Source organism: Flavobacterium hankyongi (assembly GCF_036840915.1).
Classification (GTDB): Bacteria; Bacteroidota; Bacteroidia; order Flavobacteriales; family Flavobacteriaceae; genus Flavobacterium; species Flavobacterium hankyongi.
In genome coordinates, this window is sequence record NZ_CP085725.1 from 709,505 (window position 1) to 729,932 (window position 20,428).

General features: G+C 29.5%; 15 protein-coding genes and 3 tRNA genes. 6 read left to right on the forward strand and 12 right to left on the reverse strand.

What is annotated here, in order from left to right; all coding sequences use genetic code 11:
* Positions 1-15: 15 nt before the first annotated feature.
* The gene (locus LJY17_RS03275) at positions 16-1,293 is read left to right on the forward strand and encodes a tetratricopeptide repeat protein (RefSeq protein ID WP_264542428.1); all 1,278 of its coding nucleotides are present in this window, start codon (positions 16-18) and stop codon (positions 1,291-1,293) included.
* Positions 1,294-1,355: 62 nt separating this feature from the next.
* On the opposite strand, the gene LJY17_RS03280 is transcribed toward LJY17_RS03275, so the two are convergent.
* Positions 1,356-2,117, reverse strand: a complete 762-nt coding sequence (locus LJY17_RS03280; RefSeq protein WP_264542429.1) for a C40 family peptidase — start codon at positions 2,115-2,117, stop codon at positions 1,356-1,358.
* 141 nt (positions 2,118-2,258) lie between these two features.
* Positions 2,259-3,434, reverse strand: coding sequence for an acetyl-CoA C-acyltransferase (locus tag LJY17_RS03285; protein ID WP_264542430.1), 1,176 nt, complete (start codon positions 3,432-3,434; stop codon positions 2,259-2,261).
* 257 nt (positions 3,435-3,691) lie between these two features.
* Here LJY17_RS03285 and LJY17_RS03290 point away from each other — a divergent pair.
* From LJY17_RS03290 to LJY17_RS03300, 3 genes are all read left to right on the forward strand, one after another.
* Positions 3,692-3,775 (forward strand) — tRNA-Ser (locus LJY17_RS03290).
* Between the two features lie 13 nt (positions 3,776-3,788).
* Positions 3,789-3,863: transfer RNA gene (locus LJY17_RS03295), tRNA-Pro, on the forward strand.
* 35 nt (positions 3,864-3,898) lie between these two features.
* Positions 3,899-3,972: transfer RNA gene (locus LJY17_RS03300), tRNA-Arg, on the forward strand.
* A 235-nt stretch (positions 3,973-4,207) separates the two neighbouring features.
* Here the strand turns inward: LJY17_RS03300 and LJY17_RS03305 are convergent.
* Positions 4,208-5,749 carry a hypothetical protein gene (locus tag LJY17_RS03305; RefSeq protein WP_264542431.1) on the reverse strand — a complete coding sequence of 514 codons (1,542 nt, stop codon included), beginning with the start codon at positions 5,747-5,749 and terminating at the stop codon, positions 4,208-4,210.
* A gap of 388 nt (positions 5,750-6,137) precedes the next feature.
* Complete coding sequence (locus tag LJY17_RS03310; RefSeq protein ID WP_264542432.1) at positions 6,138-6,860, reverse strand: hypothetical protein; 723 nt, start codon at positions 6,858-6,860, stop codon at positions 6,138-6,140.
* A 258-nt stretch (positions 6,861-7,118) separates the two neighbouring features.
* Here LJY17_RS03310 and LJY17_RS03315 point away from each other — a divergent pair, with 258 nt between their 5' ends.
* Positions 7,119-7,802 (forward strand): M15 family metallopeptidase, encoded by a 684-nt coding sequence (locus LJY17_RS03315; RefSeq protein WP_413614504.1) that lies wholly within the window; start codon positions 7,119-7,121, stop codon positions 7,800-7,802.
* Between the two features lie 2 nt (positions 7,803-7,804).
* Here LJY17_RS03315 and LJY17_RS03320 read toward each other — a convergent pair whose 3' ends face one another.
* From LJY17_RS03320 to tsaD, 8 genes are all read right to left on the reverse strand, one after another.
* Positions 7,805-8,374, reverse strand: coding sequence for a hypothetical protein (locus LJY17_RS03320; protein WP_264542433.1), 570 nt, complete (start codon positions 8,372-8,374; stop codon positions 7,805-7,807).
* Positions 8,375-8,378: 4 nt separating this feature from the next.
* On the reverse strand, positions 8,379-9,557 hold the full coding sequence (locus tag LJY17_RS03325; RefSeq protein ID WP_264542434.1) for a class I SAM-dependent methyltransferase: 1,179 nt from the start codon (positions 9,555-9,557) through the stop codon (positions 8,379-8,381).
* Positions 9,558-9,559: 2 nt separating this feature from the next.
* The gene (locus LJY17_RS03330; protein ID WP_264542435.1) at positions 9,560-10,648 is read right to left on the reverse strand and encodes an AI-2E family transporter; all 1,089 of its coding nucleotides are present in this window, start codon (positions 10,646-10,648) and stop codon (positions 9,560-9,562) included.
* Between the two features lie 79 nt (positions 10,649-10,727).
* A complete protein-coding gene (locus LJY17_RS03335) occupies positions 10,728-11,684 on the reverse strand; it encodes a zinc metalloprotease (protein WP_264542436.1) in 957 nt (318 codons plus the stop codon).
* A gap of 299 nt (positions 11,685-11,983) precedes the next feature.
* Positions 11,984-12,949 (reverse strand): zinc metalloprotease, encoded by a 966-nt coding sequence (locus LJY17_RS03340; RefSeq protein ID WP_264542437.1) that lies wholly within the window; start codon positions 12,947-12,949, stop codon positions 11,984-11,986.
* Positions 12,950-13,276: 327 nt separating this feature from the next.
* Positions 13,277-13,918, reverse strand: a complete 642-nt coding sequence (locus LJY17_RS03345) for a DUF4159 domain-containing protein (protein ID WP_264542438.1) — start codon at positions 13,916-13,918, stop codon at positions 13,277-13,279.
* 1 nt (position 13,919) lies between these two features.
* Positions 13,920-14,624, reverse strand: a complete 705-nt coding sequence (locus tag LJY17_RS03350) for a 16S rRNA (uracil(1498)-N(3))-methyltransferase (RefSeq protein WP_264542439.1) — start codon at positions 14,622-14,624, stop codon at positions 13,920-13,922.
* 1 nt (position 14,625) lies between these two features.
* Positions 14,626-15,648, reverse strand: a complete 1,023-nt coding sequence (gene tsaD, locus LJY17_RS03355) for a tRNA (adenosine(37)-N6)-threonylcarbamoyltransferase complex transferase subunit TsaD (RefSeq protein ID WP_264542440.1) — start codon at positions 15,646-15,648, stop codon at positions 14,626-14,628.
* A 135-nt stretch (positions 15,649-15,783) separates the two neighbouring features.
* Between tsaD and LJY17_RS03360 the strand changes: the two genes are divergently transcribed.
* Positions 15,784-20,313 carry a translocation/assembly module TamB domain-containing protein gene (locus LJY17_RS03360; protein WP_264542441.1) on the forward strand — a complete coding sequence of 1,510 codons (4,530 nt, stop codon included), beginning with the start codon at positions 15,784-15,786 and terminating at the stop codon, positions 20,311-20,313.
* Positions 20,314-20,428: the final 115 nt, after the last annotated feature.

Below are 20,428 nucleotides of genomic sequence, written 5' to 3' on the forward strand. Positions count from 1 at the left end.
TTAAAAATTAAAAGAATGAAAATTAAAAATTTAGCAATTGCTACTGTTTTATTAACTTCGGTAGTTTCATTTGCTCAAAAAGATGAATTAAAGGTTGCCGAAAAAGCACTAAAGGCTGGTAATCCTAATGAAGCTAAATCAGCTTTAAGTCAAGCTGAATCTTTAATTGTTAATGCTGAAGATAGTCAGAAAGCTCAATTTTATTTTTTAAAAGGGAATACATATTTTGATTTGGCAAAGAAAAATATTGATACAGATGCTAATTTTACTGAAGCTGCTAAAGCTTATAATGAATTACTTTCTGTTGAAAAAAAATCTGGTAAATCAAAATATACCTCTCAAGCGCAAAATTCTTTAGTTGAATTAAAAAGAGAATTAACCAATAGTGCAATTGCTGATAGTGATGCGAAAAAATATAAAGAAAGTGCTTTAAAATTGTATCAAGTGTATACTCTTGAGCCTAAAGATACAAGTATGTTATACTATGCGGCTGGATCAGCAATTAATGCTCAAGATTATGATTTGGCTTTAAATTATTATAATAAACTAAAACAGTTAAATTATTCTGGTAAAGCAACTAATTATCTTGCTAAGAATAAAATTAATAATAATGAAGAAACCTTTCCTTCACTTTCTGATAGAGATAAAGCTGTTAAATTAGGTACACATGATAGTCCTAGAACAGAAAATGTTTCTTCTAAAAGAGGAGAAATTTATAAAAATATTTCTTTGATTTATATTCAGAAAAATGATGTAGCCTCTGCAAAAAAAGCAATTGTTGATGCCAGAAAAACAAATCCAGATGATATTTCATTAATTATGTCTGAAGCTGATTTGTATTTGCAAACAAATGACTATGTTACTTATAAAAATTTAATTTCAGAAGTATTAGCTAAAGATCCTAATAATGCAGATTTATATTACAATTTAGGAGTTATTACTGCTCAATCAAAAGATAAAAATGCAAAAATCGATGCAGAAGGTTATTATTTAAAAACTATTCAAATCGATCCAAAGTATAAAAACGCTTACATGAATTTAGCAGTTTTAAAGTTAGATGGAGAAAAAGAAATAGTAGAGGCTATGAATAAATTAGGAACATCCCCGGCAGATAATAAAAAATATGAAGTTCTTAAAGAAAAGCGTGAAGCTATATATAAATCAGCAATTCCACACTTGGAAAAAGCCTATGAATTATTTGGAGGTGATAAAGATATTAAAGCAACACTTTTAAATATGTATAATGCATTAGATATGACTGAAAAGTATAAAGCTCTTAAGGCTAGAAATTAGAAGTAGTCATATATATTATAAATAAAAAAAGCTCCAAAAATTAAATTTGGAGCTTTTTTTATTTATATAACTTTTTTTATAACTCGAAGTTTATGAGTGTGTCTATTGGTTTCGGCATTATAAATACCTAAATGATCTAAGCGATCAATTCTAACTTTGCCGCTTGCATGAATAATATAATTGTTTTCCATTATTATACCTACATGTACAATATTTCCTTCGTCATTATCAAAAAATGCTAAATCACCAGGTTCACTTTCTTCAATAAAACTTAATGCTGAGCCTTGAGTTGCTTGTTGTGATGCATCACGTAATAATTTATATCCGTTAAGTTTATAAACCATCTGAGTAAAGCCAGAGCAATCAATCCCAAAAGGAGTTTTTCCACCCCATAAATAGGGCGCATTCAAATACATAAACGCAGAGTCAAGAATGTTTTCTTTTGGTTTTACGCCACTCGTTTTCATTCCTTCAAATGAAAATTTTTCGGTGTTTATTGTATCATAATTTAAAAATGATAATGAAGCGCCTAAGGAAATTGGCATCAATAAATTGTCTGGAGAAGTAACATATTCAATCAAATCAGCATTTAAAATAATACTATCTTTTGAAAGTAGATCATACTGTTCTTCTGAAATTGTTTTAAACTGTTTGTTGTCGATCCAGCCTTCATAGTCATCGTAAGCAAGCTTAATTTTTGACCATTTTTGATTTTGTTCTAAAATTTGAAAATGTTCTCCAAAAAGAACTTGAGAAACAAGTTCGCTTCTGTCACTAGGCTCAAATCGTAAAGGAATATTGGCTAAATTACAAATACCAAACATAATTTTTGAATTACGAATTATAAATTAAAAATTACGAATTAAAAATCGACAATTAGTACATTGATTAAATAAGGGAATTTCACATTTCCAATAACTACATTGTGAAATTTTTAATTCGTAATTTTTAATTCGTAATTATTTTTAAGCTCTTTCAATAACAATTGCTGAAGCACCACCACCTCCATTGCATATAGCAGCGGCTCCAATTTTTGCATTGTTTTGTTCTAAAACATTAATTAATGTTACAATGATTCTTGCTCCAGAGCATCCTAGAGGATGTCCTAATGAAACAGCTCCACCATTCACATTTACTTTGTTGTTATCTAAACCTAATATTTTAGCATTTGCTAAACCAACAACAGAGAAAGCTTCGTTAAACTCAAAGAAATCAACTTCATCACTATTAATTCCAGCTTTTTTCAAAGCAATTGGTAATGCTTTTGCAGGTGCAGTAGTAAACCATTTTGGCTCCTGAGCAGCATCTGCATAACTTTTTATATAAGCTAATGGTTTTAAATTAAGTTCATTTGCTTTTTCTTCACTCATTAAAACTAGAGCAGCAGCACCGTCATTAATTGTAGATGCATTTGCAGCTGTTACTGTACCTTCTTTAGTAAAAACAGCATTTAATGTAGGGATTTTATCTAAACGAACATTAGTATATTCTTCATCTTTAGCAAAAACAATAGGATCTCCTTTTCTTTGAGGAATGCTTACAGGAACAATTTCGTTATCAAATTTTCCAGCTTCCCACGCCTTTGCAGAACGCTCATACGATTGAATTGCAAAAGCATCTTGCTCTTCACGAGTTATTTTGTATTCAGTCGCACATAAATCTGCAAAAACACCCATAGCTTGTTGGTCATAAGCATCAACAAGTCCGTCTTTTTGCATACCGTCTAATAATGTAGCAGGGCCAAATTTTGCTCCGTTTCTCATATGTATATAATGAGGGATTAAGCTCATATTTTCCATACCACCAGCAACAACTATTTCAGCATCACCACACATGATGGCTTGAGCGCCCAACATAACAGATTTCATACCAGAAGCACAAACTTTGTTTACAGTTGTACAAGCAACATCATTTGGTAAACCAGCATAAATAGCTGCTTGTCTTGCAGGAGCCTGTCCAGCACCAGCTTGAACAACATGACCCATATATACTTCGTTAACTAAAGCAGGATCTAAATTAATTTTATTTAAAGCACCTTTAATTGCAGTGGCACCTAATTGTGGAGCTGATACACTTGACAAAGAACCCATGAAGCTTCCTATAGGTGTACGAACAGCTGAAACGATTACAACTTTTTTCATTTTGTGGTTTTTCAAAAATTATTTGCGAATTTACTAATTTAAAGACAGATTTCACAGTATGTTTTTAAATATTAATTCTCCGTAAATTGAAGATTAATTAATTGTTTCAGTAATTTTATATTTTCCTATATAGTTGATTTTTAAATAGTTTTAAAAAACATAAAAAAATATATTAAAAAAGTGATGAAAAAAGTTGGTAATAAAGGAATGATGACTTACATTTGCAACCGCAAAAAAGGTCAAGTTCTTTGCAATTAGGAGAGGTGCCGGAGTGGTAACGGAGCAGATTGCTAATCTGTCGACGGGTAACCGTCGCCAGGGTTCGAGTCCCTGTCTCTCCGCTTTTTTTGTCTTCGGGGTGTAGCGTAGCCCGGTCATCGCGCCTGGTTTGGGACCAGGAGGTCGCAGGTTCGAATCCTGCCACCCCGACAATGATGACAAATTGTTTTAGTTTACTAAAATGAGGTCCAATAGCTCAGCTGGATAGAGCAACTGCCTTCTAAGCAGTAGGTCTCAGGTTCGAATCCTGATTGGATCACAAGTAAAAGCCCTTGATATCAAGGGCTTTTGTCGTTTTTATATTTCACTATAAAATTCATTTAAATATATACCAATAGAAAATAGTTGCTTTTGGTATAAAATTTCGGATTTTTTTTGTGGATATGAAATAGAAATAAAACTCCTAAAAAGGAGTATTATTCTACCGGAACTCATTATTGATTCTTTATTTGAAATTAATAATGATTTATAAAAAGAGAACTAATATTTGGCTTTTAATTCTCAATAAGAGCCTTTATTTGCTGTAAATGTCGTTCTGTTTGGTATTTATTAAAGTTATCCCATTTTGGAGGTAAACTTGTTTTTTGCCCATACATAGAATCTAGACAAATATTGTTGTCTTTATACTTATCATGTAAAACCTCTAAAATTTTAAAGAAAAATTCATCTAGCATGACAATACTTTCAAATTCCGATTTTAGAGCATCATAATTACTGTTTGATGGATGTAGTATTTGTAATAAGTTAAGAACTTCATTTTTTTCAGCTTCATTAATTTTGGTTAAATAACCTTTTTTTAAGGTTTTGTAAACCAAATTATTCCAAGCTACACTGTCATGTCCCCATTGAACATCAGGTAAATTTAAAGAATGTTCACAAATTAGTATAATAGAAAAAAGGACATCATTCAGATACTCTGCCGGAAATTCGTCAAAACTTCTGAATTCAAAGCCACTCTGATACATTTTTTCCTGATTAAAATCAAGGCCCACTTCAGGAAGTAATTCATAGTCCATATCTGATTCAATTCGATCTCTCCACCAAATATTTTCTTCTTTTTCAAATTTTAGAAATTTTCTGAAATCATCTACTTTATATGTTAGAATTTTACCCTTTGTCATCGATTTATTAAACGTTCCAACACCTATATAACGCGACATGGCGTTTCTCATTGAACCCAAAGTAAATTTCTTATCCAAATTATATTCGTTACTTATTACTCCCATTATATCGGGACTTCCAAGTGTTGCTATAAAAAATGGCTCAAACCATTGTAATAGATAAATAGCATTGAGGTGTGTTGTGTCAAATTTATTGTAATCTATAATTCTGCTGTCTTGAGTTAGGGTAGGTAAAGTAATGTGAAAGTGATATGTACCATTGTTAAACAAAACCAACTTTTCCTGATTGGTCATGAACATATTAAGTCCATTGTTATATTTAGGAAAATTAAGTTTGCCATTTAATACTGAAGATTCATTGATTTTGTCCAGAAATAATTTTTTGGTTGCGTTAAGTTCCTTACACGAATCAATAATTGTTCGATTCTCAAAATATTTGGTTACAAATTCGATTGAATCACCATCAAAGTGTACAGATCCCATTGTTTTGTTTCTTTGGGTGATCATGCTTTGAATATTATATGGTTGATCTTCAAGGAAAAGTTCCATAATCGATTTTCCAAGGTATTCTGGATTTTCAGTTGGTTTTGAGCCTGATTCACTATCTGTTGCATCATTTGATGTTTTTACTTCTGGTAACGTTTTATGTTGATAGTTTACATCTAGTTTTTCTAACGAATGACTATTTATCATTCGACTCACTGTATAATTTTTATTCAAATCAAAAGCTTTTTCGAGAACAGGAGCTAAGCTTTCTGGTTTGTAGCATTTTCTGTAGTCAATGCTGTATCTTTCAAATCCAATTTTTTCTTGTATAAATTCTCCAGAAACAATTAATGGTTCTTCAAATTGCATGTAGGTTTCGTTTTCTAATCCAATTCCCCAATAATATTTTTTTGTCTCTTTGTTTTTCATTTATACTAATTTTCGTTTTTAAGATTAATTATATTTTAATGTTTTTATTCAGAAATATAGATTCATTAGATTAAAAATCAGTGACAGAAAATCTCATAATGAGTAAGCATGTTTTTGCCTCCATTAAAAAAGTTTAAGTCTGTTTTAAAAATTTAGGAATTTCTATTTTAGAAAATTTGCACTTGTATCAACTGAAAGATTGATAAAAAATAAAATTGTGATTAATCACTTTTATATCAATAATTTAAGAAGAAGAATGGTGAGATTCTAACTTTCAACATTCATGGTTTTTCTAAGTTGCAAAAGTAGTTTTTTATTATCTTATTTCCAAGTAGTTAATATTGAGAATCAATTTTTTTTGATGTTGAAAAAATTAGCCTGATTATGCTTATTCATGGTAATAAAATACATAAGAGGAATACAATTCGTCATTCCACCAATCCTTCCTAACTTCAGAAAAATAGTTGTAATTAATCTTTCCTGCTTGCGATTGTAGTGGATAAATTACTATGCCGTTTTCTCGATAAGCTTTATGTAAATTCGTCTCAGGTACAACAGGTACAATATGCCCAGAAAGGCCTTTTTCTTTTCTTTTAGCACAAATTATCCCAATACCACCTTCAGTATTTACTTTATTTTGAATTTCATCAGCTGTGAACATTCTTTTCCAACCAAAACTTGCTCCCCATTCTAAGAACCAATCGTGTATTGCACTCGAATAAATACGATCAACAGTTTGTTCAAAAACAGCTTCTACTTCCTGTCCCATCATTATCTTTTCTAGAGACTCATCTGTCCACCAAACTGTTGGAAGGTATACTTTGGAGAAATAGCAATAATCATAAGAGTAAACATTGCAATATGTATCTTCTACCGTTCGTTGATATCTAAGATTTTCAGCTACATTCAATTTATTTATTAATTGTTCTATGCTTTCCTTTTTACTTGTTGGGCTTTCTAAATTTCTAAACGGAATACTAGAATCTCCAAGAGGTTTTTCTTTCATTTCCATAGAATCTAATCGAGATGCTGGATCGGGCAATAAATCAGCTTTCCTAATCAAATTATTTGGTATTGGATTATTTTGTAGAGATACAGTATGTTTTTCCATCTTGATAACTAAAATTAATTTATTTAAGATTACAGGATTAGCTATTTGTATAACGCAATTTTATCAAACAAGGGGGTAAATATATGAATTTTAAATTTCTCAAAGAGTTTTGAAAATAGACAAATGAGAGAAAAATATTGAATAGAATTTATTTGTTTGTTGTCTCTGTTTTTTAATTAAACTTAGTTCATTATTATTAATAAATTTGAATTTTATAATTCCAATTTTTTGACTAAATTTCCTAAAAAGAATTATTAAATGAAATTAAAAAGAATGCTAGCTTCAATTTACATTTTTACTTTGTTTTCATGCAAAACAGCAACTAATACAAATTTGATTGCTGAATCAACTTTTTCCAAAAGTAATGATATTAGTATGCTAAATAAGTTAGTAAATGATTCAGTTTTTGTAAATCTTTCGGATTATAGCAAAGATTTTATTCTTGATATGAAATATGCGACAGATGATAATTTTCTTAAATCAAAAGTTTATGATTGCGGTTCTTGTTATTTGAGAAGTAAAACGATAAAATCGCTAGTAGAAGCAAATAAAGAGTTCATTAAAAAAGGATACAAAATAAAATTGTTTGATTGTTATCGTCCTTTAGATGTGCAAAAAAGAATGTGGGAAATAGTTCCTAATGCAACTTATGTAGCTAATCCCAAGAGAGGTTCAATACATAATAGAGGAGGAGCTGTTGACATTACTTTGGTTGACAAAAATGGAAAGGAGTTAGATATGGGTACAAAATTTGATCATTTTGGTCCTGAATCCTCACATTTTTTTTCGAATTTATCCTCTGAAGTAATAAAAAATAGAAAAATGTTAAAAAAAATAATGCTTAAATACGGTTTTGAATCTTTTGATTCAGAGTGGTGGCATTATAATTTAACTGATGCTAAAAAGGATAAACTTTCAAATTTTAATTGGGAGTGTGATTAGTTTTATTGTTCGATACAGTGGAAGTAATCAATAAAGAATAAAGAAGGTTTTGTCTTAGACGCAACTTTTTCTGATACCAGCTCCTTTTGAAGAAAATATTCTTTTTCTTCATTGGCAAATCTAATTTTCATCAACATTATTGGTGAATTTTTTAAATCTTCAAAGTCATTTTTTACAAACAAAAAGTTTGCGTCCAATATTCTGTTATTTTCCTTATCAACAGAATTGTAAATTAAATTATCACATTTATTTTCATTAGCGATTAAAGTATAAATTTTGCCACTATTTAGTTGTAAAAAAATTCTAGACTTTTCATCAATACATTTTGGATTAATAAAATCTTTGTCTTTTTGTATAATTTGAAGCTTTAAAATAGGTGTTCCGTTATCAACAGCCAAAGTAAAAAATACTAATTCTTTTGAGTTACCAAATACTTTCTCATAGACCAGATTAGTTTTTGTTTCTTTATAATTTCCTAAAGAGTCATTAATGTTTACATCATATTCACATTTTTTTTGAGAAAAAGCAACTGATTGAATTAGTAAAGCTATTGTAATAATATAGAAACGCATTTTTTTAAATTTTGTCGCAAATTAAAACAATTTTGCGATTAGTTTTATCTGTCGTAAAAAAAGAATATAGTTCTCCTCCGTCTTTTATTTTCCATTTTTTTCGAAGTTCTTCTACACTTTCTGGAAAATTTCGTGTAGTAATATTGGCTTTTAGATTCATTAAAGACTCCTTCATATTAGCCTTGTTGTATTCAAATGTTTGATTGATCTTAAAGCTCCTTCCAGGGAATTTAATTAACTCTTCTGATGTATATAAATGGGAGTGCTGCTGTAGTTTTGATAAATTATATTTAATGGCTACGTTATTGAACCCTCCAGATTTTAAAATTGCACTATTAGGTTCGTAAAGATATTTTTTTGGTTCAGAAAAGGTTGGTAAATCATCATTGCTAACTAAATCAAAGTCAAAAATTTCGTCCTTATCTTTAGAGATGTTTATTGTTTTTATTTTTTGACCTCCAAGAAAATTCTTTTTAAGTATCCATAAAAGCTCTTTCACTTCATTATTGATGGCTACAACGTGAATTTCTGAAACGTTTTTTAATTCTGACAAACCAGCAGATATATCCAGAAGAGGAGCAGTTTTAATCAAGATGTTATCAGAAAAAGTAAAATATAAATCCAAATTTTCTGGGACGTTTGGTAAACAATCTTTAAGCATGAAAACTTTCCCTTTTGCCTCGTTTCTTCTTGAAGGGTCTATATAAATCCAATCAAATTTTGAATTTAAATTTTTAAGAATATCTAAACTATCACCCTTGTAAAATTCAATATTTTCAACAGAAAGAGATAAAAAATTGTTTTTTACAATTTCATGTAATTCTTGATTTAATTCACAATGAACTACTTTAAAAAAAACTTTAGAAAAATAATAATCATCTATTCCAAAACCACCTGTTAAATCAATTATTGAATCACCTGAAATTAATTTTGCTTTATAATTTGCAGTTATTTCAGAAGAGGTTTGTTCAATAGATATTTTACTCGGATAAATAATATTATTAGTATTAAACCATGTTGGGAGTTTTGTTTTGGCTTTTGCTTTAGATGCAATTTGAGTTAGAATTTCTGTCCATGAAATTTCTGGAAACGGGTTCTTTAATAAAGCAATTTTAGAAAAATTAGCTTCTAATGATTCGTTTATAAATTTTTGGACTTCAGACTTGAGTAAATCTTTATTCAAAGTTATAAATCTTTGGTTAATGATTGTATGATTCGGTTTTCAGGTAGGAATTCTTTTCCTACAACTTTTAAAATTGTATATACTGGAACAGCTATTATCATTCCTAATATTCCAAACAAAAAGCCAAAAATAAGTATTATTAAAAATATTTCAAGTGGATGTGATTTTGTACTATTTGAAAAAATATAAGGTTGACTTATGTTGTTGTCAATAAATTGAACTGCGAAAAATCCAATCATAACATAAATAGTTGTCATTAACATTTCATGAGTAAATGTTCCTGTGAAATTTCCTAGTAGTGTCAGAATTACAGCTAAAACAGTTCCAATTAGTGGTCCCACATAAGGAATTATATTTAAAAAAGCGCATAAAAAAGCAATGATAAATGCATTTTCTACACCAAAAACAAGTAAAACAATCAAGTATAAAATAAAGATTATAAATAGTTGCAGTAAAATTCCTAAAAAATATCTTGAAAGAAGAACGTTGATTTGAGATACTGAATTTAATATTTTTTCTTCATGCTCATCTGGAAGTATATATTTAAATATTTTCAAGAATATAACTCGTTCTTTCAAAAAGAAAAAAGTAATAAAAAAAACAGAGGCTAATCCCATTCCTATATTACTAATGGTATTGAGAGTGTTGTTTAAAAAATCTGAAAGAAAATTAAAATTTAATTTGGAAATTAAATTGTATTCCTTCATTAATTTACTTCCGTTTACTCCTCTGTTATCTAAAAAACTTTTTATTTGGATTGTCAGTTCATTAATTTGTGATTGTAATGCATTAGAATCTAATAAGGATAATTTTTGTCCTTGTGTGGTTATTAATGGAATGAACATCATTATAAATCCAAAAATAATTAATCCATAAAATAATAAAGTAAAAACAACAGCGGTAGTAAGTTTAAATTTTAATTTTTTTCTTAAAAAATCAACAATTGGAGTTCCTATCATTGACAATATTATAGAAACTAAAATGTATGCTATAACAAGTTGGATTTTATATAGAAAATAAATGATAACCGAAATAAGTGCAAGTATTAAAACAGCACGAACAATACCATTAGCAATTGCTTTTGAATTCATTTGTGAATGATTTAAGAAACGAATATAATAAAAAAACTCGCTACTATGAGCGAGTTTTATCATATTATATTTACAAAGATTATCTAAAAGAAGCTCTAGCAGCACCAACTGCAAAAACAGCATTCATTCTAGTTTTTTGACCAACTGAGAACATATACATTCCTCTATCATCAGTATAATCCATATAGTTCATATACATTTCAAGAGGAGTACCTGAACAAGTTGATCTATGACCTACCGCTGGAACACCATAATTAGCTGCATTGTGAACCGGAGTATCAGATACTAAATCAGATCCACAAGTAGCGTCTCCCCAAATGTGACGTAAGTTTAACCAGTGACCAATTTCATGAGTTGCAGTTCTACCTAAGTTAAATGGATAAGTTGCTGTACCAGTATTACCAGTATATTTAGAATCAATTGCAACACCATCTGTAGCTGCAGCACCTCCAGGAAATTGGGCATATCCTAGAATTCCACCACCGATAGTACATACCCAGTAATTTAATTTAGTAGTAGGAGAAGTTGCATCGATACCACCTTGAGATGATTTTTTCATCGCGTCATTAGTTCCCCAAGAAGTTTTTGTAGTTGATTTACGGATCACTTGATCTAATACAAATCTAATATTTGTATTACCACTACGAACAGATGAATAAGGATTGTTAGCTGTATTGTAATCAGTATTAGTTGCAGAGAAGTCTCTGTTTAAAACGTCAATCTGTGACTGCAATTGAGCTAAAGAAATGTTTTCAGCAGTAGTTCTGTATAATACATTGAACACTACAGGAATTTCCATAACCCCGTTTACTAATCTTCCAGTTTTTATAGCTTCGTTAGCAATTCTTTCAAATTTAGCCATTCTAGTAGCTAATTCTGGATTTGCTCTTAATTGTGCCTCTAATACTTCTTGTGAAGCACAACCTCTGTGTGCAGAAGCATCAACAGTATTTGTTTCATTAGAGATTGATTCATTGTCATTTTGACAAGAGAACATTAATAATGCTGCAGAAGCAGTCAATAATAATTTTTTCATAGTTTTTTGGTTTGGTTAATAATTTTGGTTTTTTAATTAATTGCGACGCAATACTAAATATTTTAAGTTTATTTAACAAAAAAATAAAGTAATTATTGTTCTAAGGTTTATTTTTTTTAATTTATAAAAATTGTTGATAACTTAAGAAAACTAATAAATATAAGGCTTTAGATAGTGTGGATTGTTAATAACTTTTGTAGGATTTTTTGTTTTAAAATTATTGTTTTTAATATTCTAATCGATTGATAATGAAAAAACTCGCTCATTGAGCGAGTTTTGATTTGTGTATGTTATATCGATTATGGTTGAGCAAAAGAATTTCTAGCTCCTCCAGCAACAAAAATTGCATCAATTCTAGCTTTTTGACCTAATGAGAACATGTACATTCCTCTATCGTCAGTATAGTCCATGTAGTTCATTGTCATTTCGACAGGAGTGCCAGTACAAGTACTATAGTGAGGATAAGCTGGAACACCATAATTAGCTGCATTATGAACTGGTGTATCTGATACTAAGTCAGATCCACAAGTTGCATCTCCCCAAATGTGACGTAAATTCATCCAGTGACCAACTTCGTGAGTAGCAGTTCTTCCTAAATTATAAGGATAACTAGAGCCTGAATCGCTAGTGACACCTGTATATTTAGAATCTATTACAACACCATCAGTTGAAGATGAACCTCCAGGGAATTGAGCATATCCTAAAATACCACCACCAATTGTACAAATCCAAAGGTTTAATTTGGTTGTTGGAGAAGTTGGGTCAATACCACCTTGTTTAGATTTTTTCATAGCATCTCTTGTTCCCCAAGATGATTTAGTTGTAGATTTTCTAATTACTTGGTCTAATACAAATGAAATTCCAACATTTGCTTTTACTCCTGAGAATAAAGCAGGTACTTGATTGTAATCTGAATTTTGAGCGTTGAAATCTTTGTTTAGCACATCAATTTGTGATTGAATTTGAGCTAAAGAAATGTTTTCAGCTGCTGTTCTATATAATACATTAACAACAACTGGAATTTCAATTTTCCCATTAACTAATCTCCCTGTAGTTAAGGCTTTTTGAGTCTGAGCTTCAATGTCAGCCATTCTTTGAGCTAATCCTGGATCTTCTCTTAATTGTTGCTCTAAAACTTCTTGTGAAGCACATCCTCTGTGAGCGGAAGCAGTAGTTGTTGATTGGTCTTCAGTTACTGTATCATTGTCTTTTTGACAAGAAAACATTAATAATGCTACTGAAGCACTTAACAATAATTTTTTCATAATTAGTTTGGTTTAATTAATAAATTATTAATTTTTTTTGTTAAATGGTATAACAATTCTATAATTTATTTCTTAACAAACCAAATTTTGCACTTTTAAATGTTTGTTTTTTTTTATTGTGTAAAAAATGTTAAATTTTATAATTTTTTTTAAGTACTAATAAATCATAGTTTATATTTTTTTGTTTATCGATTATGGTACCTGTTCTGAGCTGAGGAAAGAGAATGTGAAAATAGAAAAGTAGATATTTATGTATAATCTAAGTTAATTAGAATATTTAGTTTGTTCTAGATTTTATCGTCTATTATTAGATGGATTTTTAGAGTTTTAATTTTCAAAGACATAATTAATTATGTTGGCTCCCATTTTTAAGGCTTTTTCTCTAACTTCTTTTGGGTCGTTATGCACTTCGAAATCTTCCCATCCATCACCTAAATCACATTCGAAAGTGTAAAGTAGTACTAGTTTATTATTAATAAACACTCCAAAAGCTTGAGGTCTTTTTGCTTCGTGTTCATGGATTTTTGGTAATCCGCTTGGAAAAGAAAATGGTTTTTGAAATATGGTATGAGTTGATGGTAACTCGACTAAATCGTTATTTGGAAAAAGTTTTTTTATTTCGTTTCTTATGTATTTATCCATTCCATAATTATCATCGATATGTAAGAAACCGCCACTTGTTAAATAATTTCTAAGGTTTTCGATTTCTTGATTATTGAAAATTACGTTTCCATGTCCTGTCATATGTATAAAAGGATATGAAAATATATCAGGACTTCCTGGTGATACTGTACTTGGTTTAGTTTTTATTCTAGTATTGATGTTTGAATTGCAAAACTTTATTAAGTTGGGTAATGATGTTGGATTGGCATACCAATCACCGCCACCATTATATTTTAATAGTGCAATTTCCTGAGAAAACCCTAGGTTACAATAAAATAAAATTGTGAGTAAAACTATTTTTTTCATTTTATTCATTACTAAAAACAATGCTATGACAAGCTACTAATGCTGCAGTTTCGGTTCTTAAACGGGTGTTTCCTAATGACACTGGAATATAATCATTTTTAAGAGCCAATTCAATTTCTTTTGTTGAAAAATCACCTTCGGGACCTATTAAGATTGTGTGTTTGGTTTTAGGTTTTGTAATTTCTTTAAGAAGTTTTTTGTTTGTTTCTTCACAGTGAGCAATACACAAAACACCATCATTTTTTTTATTGATAAAATCCTTAAAAGAAATGGGCTCGTTTAGTTTTGGTAAGTAAAACTGATTAGATTGTTTCATTGCAGATTGAATGATTTTATCGAAGCGTTCAGTTTTAATTGATTTTCTTTCTGAATGATCACATATTACAGGAGTGATTTCATGAATACCAATCTCGGTTGCTTTTTCTAGAAACCATTCAAAGCGTTCATTCATTTTTGTTGGTGCAACTGCAATATGGGTGTAAAATTCTGTATGCTTTTGTGTTTCGGTTTTAGTAATTTTTACAGTGCATTTTTTTTCAGATGCTAAAACAATTTCTGAATGAAATAAGAATCCTAATCCATTGGTAACAAATAAAATATCGCCTTCTTTCTTACGTAATACTTTAGAAATATGTTTGCTTTCTTCTTTGTCAAAAGAAAACTCTGAACTATTTGTATTTATATCAGGATTATAAAATAACTGCATATTAAAATTCTATTCTAGCTTTAGATACTACTGATGAATCTTCAAATTTATTTTCTAAATATTTATGATAACCAACAATACCAATCATGGCAGCATTATCTGTTGTGTATTCAAATTTTGGAACAAAAGTTTTCCATCCGTATTTACTTTCAGCTTCTTTTAATGTTATTCTAATTCCGGAATTAGCAGATACTCCACCGCCAATTGCAATTTGATTAATTCCAGTTTCTTCAACAGCCATTTTAATTTTATCCATCAAAATTTGAATGATGATGTTTTGTATTGAGGCACAAATATCAGCTTTATTTTCTTCAATAAAATTAGGATTTTCCTTTACATTTTTTTGAATAAAATATAATATTTGAGTTTTTAAACCACTAAAGCTAAAGTTAAGTCCGTCAACTTTAGGTTTTGTAAATTGATATACTTTTGGATTTCCTTCTTTAGCATATTTATCTATTAATGGTCCACCAGGATAGGGAAGTCCTAATATTTTTGCGGTTTTATCAAAGGCTTCTCCAACTGCATCATCAGTTGTTTCGCCTATAATTTCCATATCAAAAAAACTATTCACTTTAATAATTTGAGTATGTCCACCTGAAATAGTCATGGCTAAAAAAGGAAATTCGGGTTTATCATAACCTTCTTCATCTATAAAATGTGCTAAAACATGAGCATGCATATGATGAACTGCCATTAAAGGAACTTGTAATGACATAGCTAATGATTTAGCAAAAGAACTACCTACCAAAAGCGATCCCATTAATCCAGGGCCTTGTGTAAAAGCAATCCCTGAAAGGTCATTTTTATCTATTCCGGCTTTTTTTAATGCAACATCTACAACAGGTACAATATTTTGTTGGTGAGCTCTGGAAGCTAATTCAGGAACTACACCTCCATATTCTTCATGGATTTCTTGTCTAGCCACAACATTCGACAATACTTTACTATCTTTAAGAACTGCAGCAGCAGTATCATCACATGAACTTTCTATTGCTAATATATAAATAGGAGATTTAGACATAATAAAGGGCACAGAATTTGTGTTATATTTTGAAAAACCAATTTAAAATAATTAATTTTACATCGAAGCCCAAAATTAAAGATTTTTATTGGAATTGCATCTTATTGAATCGCTTCACTTTTCGAAAATAAATCCTTGGAAGAAACTAAAAAAAATACAGGCCTAAAAAAACTTAGAAAAATTGTTTTGTTTTTCCTGCTAGGGTTAGTTTTACTTATACTTACCTTAGGTATTCTTCTATCTCTTCCAGTAGTTCAAACAAAGCTTGCTCAATACGCGACAGAAAGACTTAATGAGGATTTTGGTACAGATATTACAGTAGAAAATGCCAACGTATCTATTTTTGGTGGAGTCAAATTAAAAAATGTTTTAGTTAAGGATTATAAGAAAGATACGCTTTTTCATATTCAAATTTTAAAAACAAATATTCTTGATTTTAAGAAATTAGTTGATGGAGATTTGCATTTTGGAGAAGTTCGACTCCATGGAATAGATTTTCATCTTAAAAATTATAAAGGCGAAAGAGATACTAATCTTGACAAATTCATTGCTCTTTTTGATGAAGATAAACCAACTAAGAAAAGTAAAAAGAAATTTTTGTTAAAGGCAAAAGATATTCATCTTTTAAATGGTCATTTTTTATATATAGATGAAAATTTAAAAACACCTAAGGTTATTGACTTTACAAAGCTTAATGCTCATACTTCAAACTTTATGGTGTATGGGCCAGATGTGACTACAAAAATCAATGAAATGAGCTTCTTAGATCATAGAGGTTTAATAGTTGATAATTTAAATTCTGATTTTACATATACTAAGAAAAACATACATCTTAAAAATTTAGATTTAAAAACTAATGAATCTAATTTGGTAGGAGACTTAGAATTACGTTATAAGAGAGAAGATTTCTCAGATTTCAATAATAAAGTTGTATTTGATGTAAAAATCGATAAAGCTTCAGTATCGACAAATGAATTAAATCTTTTTTATGGAGAATTTGGTAAAAATCAACAATTTAATTTAAGAGGTAAAATTTTAGGAACCTTAAATGATTTTACTGCTAAAAATCTAAATTTAAGAGATAAAAACAATTCAATTATTGTTGGGAATTTTACTTTTAAAAATTTGTTTTCAAAGGAAAAAGATGCTTTCTACATGAAAGGTAATTTTTCTAAAATATCATCTACTTACGATAATCTTGATGCTCTTTTACCAAGAGTTCTTGGAGATAATTTACCATCAACCTTTAAGAAGTTTGGAACTTTCACTCTTTCGGGAACTACAGAAGTTACTCTTAAAACAGTAAAAGCTAATATTATATTGAAAACAGCATTAGGAAATGCTCAGTCAAATTTGAGTATGACAAATATCAATAATATTGATAATGCAACATATGTAGGAAATATAAAGTTTGATAATTTTGATTTAGGAAAGTTTTTATCTCGAGAGGATATTGGTGTTGTAAATTTAGATGTCGATGTAGACGGAAAAGGATTCACAGAAAAATACTTAGACACCAAATTAAAAGGAAAAGTTCAAAGCGTTTATTACAATAAATACAATTATAAAAACATTGTTGTAGACGGTACAATGGTCAAATCTGTTTTTAAAGGAAACATTACAGCAAATGATCCTAATTTAGTAATGGAATTTGATGGTAATCTCGATTTAAGTAAAAGAGAAAACAAATATGATTTTCATGCAAAAGTGGAATATGCAAACCTTGAAAAACTAAAAATTTATACAGCCGATTCAGTTTCTGTTTTTAGAGGTGATGTATTAATGAATTTGCATGGTAATTCTATAGATAATTTGCATGGCGATGTTTACATAAATAAAACATCTTACGAAAACAATAAGGATACTTATTTCTTTGATGATTTCATGATTAAATCATCTTTTGATGAAAATCGTGTGAGAACAATTACAGTTAATTCACCAGATATTATTGATGGAAAAATAGAAGGTAAATTCCAGTTTAGCCAATTAATGAAGTTAATCGAAAATTCATTAGGAAGTCTTTACGCAAACTATTCTCCTAATAAAGTTAAAAAAGGACAGTATATTAAATTTGATTTTAATGTTTACAGTAAATTAATTGAAATTTTTTATCCAGAGGTTTCGCTTGGAGAAAATACTTTCGCAAAAGGATATATTAATTCTGATAATGGCGAATTTAAGTTTAATTTTAAATCTCCTAGTATTACTGCTTACAACAATCAATTTGACAATGTAAATATTGATATAGACAATAAAAACCCTCTTTATAATGCTTATATTGAGATGGATAGTATAAAAACAAAGCATTATAAAGTTTCAGACTTAAGCTTGATTAATGTTACTGCAAATGATACTTTGTTTTTTAGAACTGAATTTAAAGGCGGAAATAAAGCAGAAGATTATTATAATTTAAACTTATACCACACAATAAATGAAGATAAGAGGAGTGTTGTTGGTATAAAAAAATCGGAAGTTAATTTCAAAGATGTTCTGTGGTTTCTAAATGAAGATGAATCTAAAGACAATAAAATTGTTTTTAATAAAAAATTAACTGAGTTTGACATTGAAAAAATTTCGATGTCTCATGAAAATCAAATGGTTAATTTGATGGGAGTAATAAAAGATTCAACTTATAAAGATCTTAAACTTACTTTCAATAATGTACATCTAGATAAAATTACACCTTCTATTGATAGCTTAAAACTTAAAGGAAATGTAAACGGGATGATTGATTATAAACAAAGAAAATCAATCTATGAACCTACAGCTTTAGTGACAATCGATAGTTTAGGAATTAATAATTATCATTTAGGAAAGCTAGATTTAAGTGTAAAAGGTGATAACACTTTCAAGAATTTTGAAGTTAATTCGGTTCTTAGAAATGAAGGGTTAGAATCATTTACCGCTCAAGGTTTTGTATATGCTGAAGATAAAAAAACAACTCTTGATTTAGACTTAAGACTTGATGAATTTAATATGGGGGCATTTAGCCCTTTGGGAGGAAATATTATAACCAATATTAGAGGGCTGGCTTCAGGTGCCGCAAAATTTGAAGGTGATTTTGAAAATCCTGATATAACCGGAAGGCTTTATCTTAACAAAGCAGGCTTAAAAATACCGTATTTAAATGCTGATTATGATTTCGAAAACAATGCCATTGTCGATATAACAGAAAATCAGTTTACCTTCAGAAATATTGATCTCATTGATACTAAGTTTAAAACTCAAGGAGTATTGAGTGGTTCTATACGACACACTAAGTTTGCAGATTGGTATTTAGACTTGAATGTTGATTCGAAAAGGTTATTGGCACTAAATACAAAAGATTCTGACGATGCATTGTATTATGGGACAGCTTTTATTAATGGAGATGCATCGATTCGTGGGCCTTTAAATGGATTAGTAATTAATGTAAATGCAAAATCTGAAAAAGGAACATCAATCAAAATTCCTATTAGCGATTCTGAAACTTCTTCGGAACGAGATTATATAAAATTTACTTCTGCTAAAGAAAAACTAGCTGAAGCAATAGGTAAAGGTCCCAAAACAAAAAAATATGATGGTGTTGAGCTAAATTTTGAGTTAGATATTACACCAGATGCTGAGATTGAGGTGATAATTAACAAAAGTACCGGTCACGGCTTAAAAGGTCGTGGTTTCGGATCGCTTTTAATGGAAATTAATACTTTAGGTAAATTCAATATGTGGGGAGATTTCCAGGCATATGAAGGAACTTATAACTTTAAATATGGAGGAATTATTGACAAGAAATTTGAATTGAAAAAAGGAGGTTCTATTTCATGGGATGGGGATCCATTAAATGCAACACTTAACATGGAGGCTGTATATAAAACTGAAGCTAATCCTGCAGTGTTGCTGGAAAATCCTTCATTCAATAAAAAAATTCCAACGGAGGTTGTAATTAAGTTAACAGATAAGTTAACTAATCCTGTTCCTGATATTTCAATTAATTTCCCAACAGTTAGTTCAGTTTTAAGATCTGAGTTGGACTATAAATTAAGTGATAATGATACTAGACAAACTCAAGCTATATATTTACTTTCATCAGGTAGCTTTTTAAGTGATAAAGGAGTTGCAGAAAACGCCATTACTGGAAATCTATTAGAGAGAGCAAATAGTTTGTTTGATGATATTTTTGCAGATGAAGATTCAAAATTAAAAATCAGACCAAATTACGTACAAGGAAGTAAAACCAATCAAGGTCTTGAAACAGATGGACGTATTGGTGTTACAGTTTCTACACAAATAAGTGATAAAATTACTATCAATGGTAAATTAGGAGTTCCAGTGGGTGGTATCACTGAAACTGCTGTTGTTGGTGATGTTGAGATTCAATTACGTTTAAACGAAGATGGATCTTTAAAAGCAAGGGTTTTTAATCGTGAAAATGATATTAATTATATAGGTGAGGGTATTGGTTATACTCAAGGTGTCGGTATTTCTTATGAAGTAGATTTTAATACTTTCAAAGAATTAGTTTCTAAAATATTAAATTCTAAAAAGAATAAGCAACAGGATCAAAGTCCACAAGATGTTCCTGATTCAGATTTGTCACCAGATTTTATTCAATTTACTGAACAACGTCAGAAAAAATCTACCGAAAAACCAAAAAATCAAGATGATACGCCTCCAGATCCCAACTAATTTTTGCTGATTTTTAAAAACTTATTAACGAAAACGTTTGAATATTTTAGTTATCTCGGTTTTTTAACATTACACTGAATTATTACTAATTTTCTTTACTAACTTTACAATATCA

Excerpts from the sequence above, each read along its gene's own strand:
- LJY17_RS03275 (WP_264542428.1), top strand. The coding sequence starts at position 16 with ATGAAAATTAAAAATTTAGCAATTGCTACTGTTTTATTAACTTCGGTA.
- LJY17_RS03280 (WP_264542429.1), bottom strand. The coding sequence starts at position 2,117 with ATGTTTGGTATTTGTAATTTAGCCAATATTCCTTTACGATTTGAGCCT.
- LJY17_RS03285 (WP_264542430.1), bottom strand. The coding sequence starts at position 3,434 with ATGAAAAAAGTTGTAATCGTTTCAGCTGTTCGTACACCTATAGGAAGC.
- LJY17_RS03305 (WP_264542431.1), bottom strand. The coding sequence starts at position 5,749 with ATGAAAAACAAAGAGACAAAAAAATATTATTGGGGAATTGGATTAGAA.
- LJY17_RS03310 (WP_264542432.1), bottom strand. The coding sequence starts at position 6,860 with ATGGAAAAACATACTGTATCTCTACAAAATAATCCAATACCAAATAAT.
- LJY17_RS03315 (WP_413614504.1), top strand. The coding sequence starts at position 7,119 with ATGAAATTAAAAAGAATGCTAGCTTCAATTTACATTTTTACTTTGTTT.
- LJY17_RS03320 (WP_264542433.1), bottom strand. The coding sequence starts at position 8,374 with ATGCGTTTCTATATTATTACAATAGCTTTACTAATTCAATCAGTTGCT.
- LJY17_RS03330 (WP_264542435.1), bottom strand. The coding sequence starts at position 10,648 with ATGAATTCAAAAGCAATTGCTAATGGTATTGTTCGTGCTGTTTTAATA.
- LJY17_RS03335 (WP_264542436.1), bottom strand. The coding sequence starts at position 11,684 with ATGAAAAAATTATTATTGACTGCTTCTGCAGCATTATTAATGTTCTCT.
- LJY17_RS03340 (WP_264542437.1), bottom strand. The coding sequence starts at position 12,949 with ATGAAAAAATTATTGTTAAGTGCTTCAGTAGCATTATTAATGTTTTCT.
- LJY17_RS03345 (WP_264542438.1), bottom strand. The coding sequence starts at position 13,918 with ATGAAAAAAATAGTTTTACTCACAATTTTATTTTATTGTAACCTAGGG.
- LJY17_RS03350 (WP_264542439.1), bottom strand. The coding sequence starts at position 14,624 with ATGCAGTTATTTTATAATCCTGATATAAATACAAATAGTTCAGAGTTT.
- tsaD (WP_264542440.1), bottom strand. The coding sequence starts at position 15,648 with ATGTCTAAATCTCCTATTTATATATTAGCAATAGAAAGTTCATGTGAT.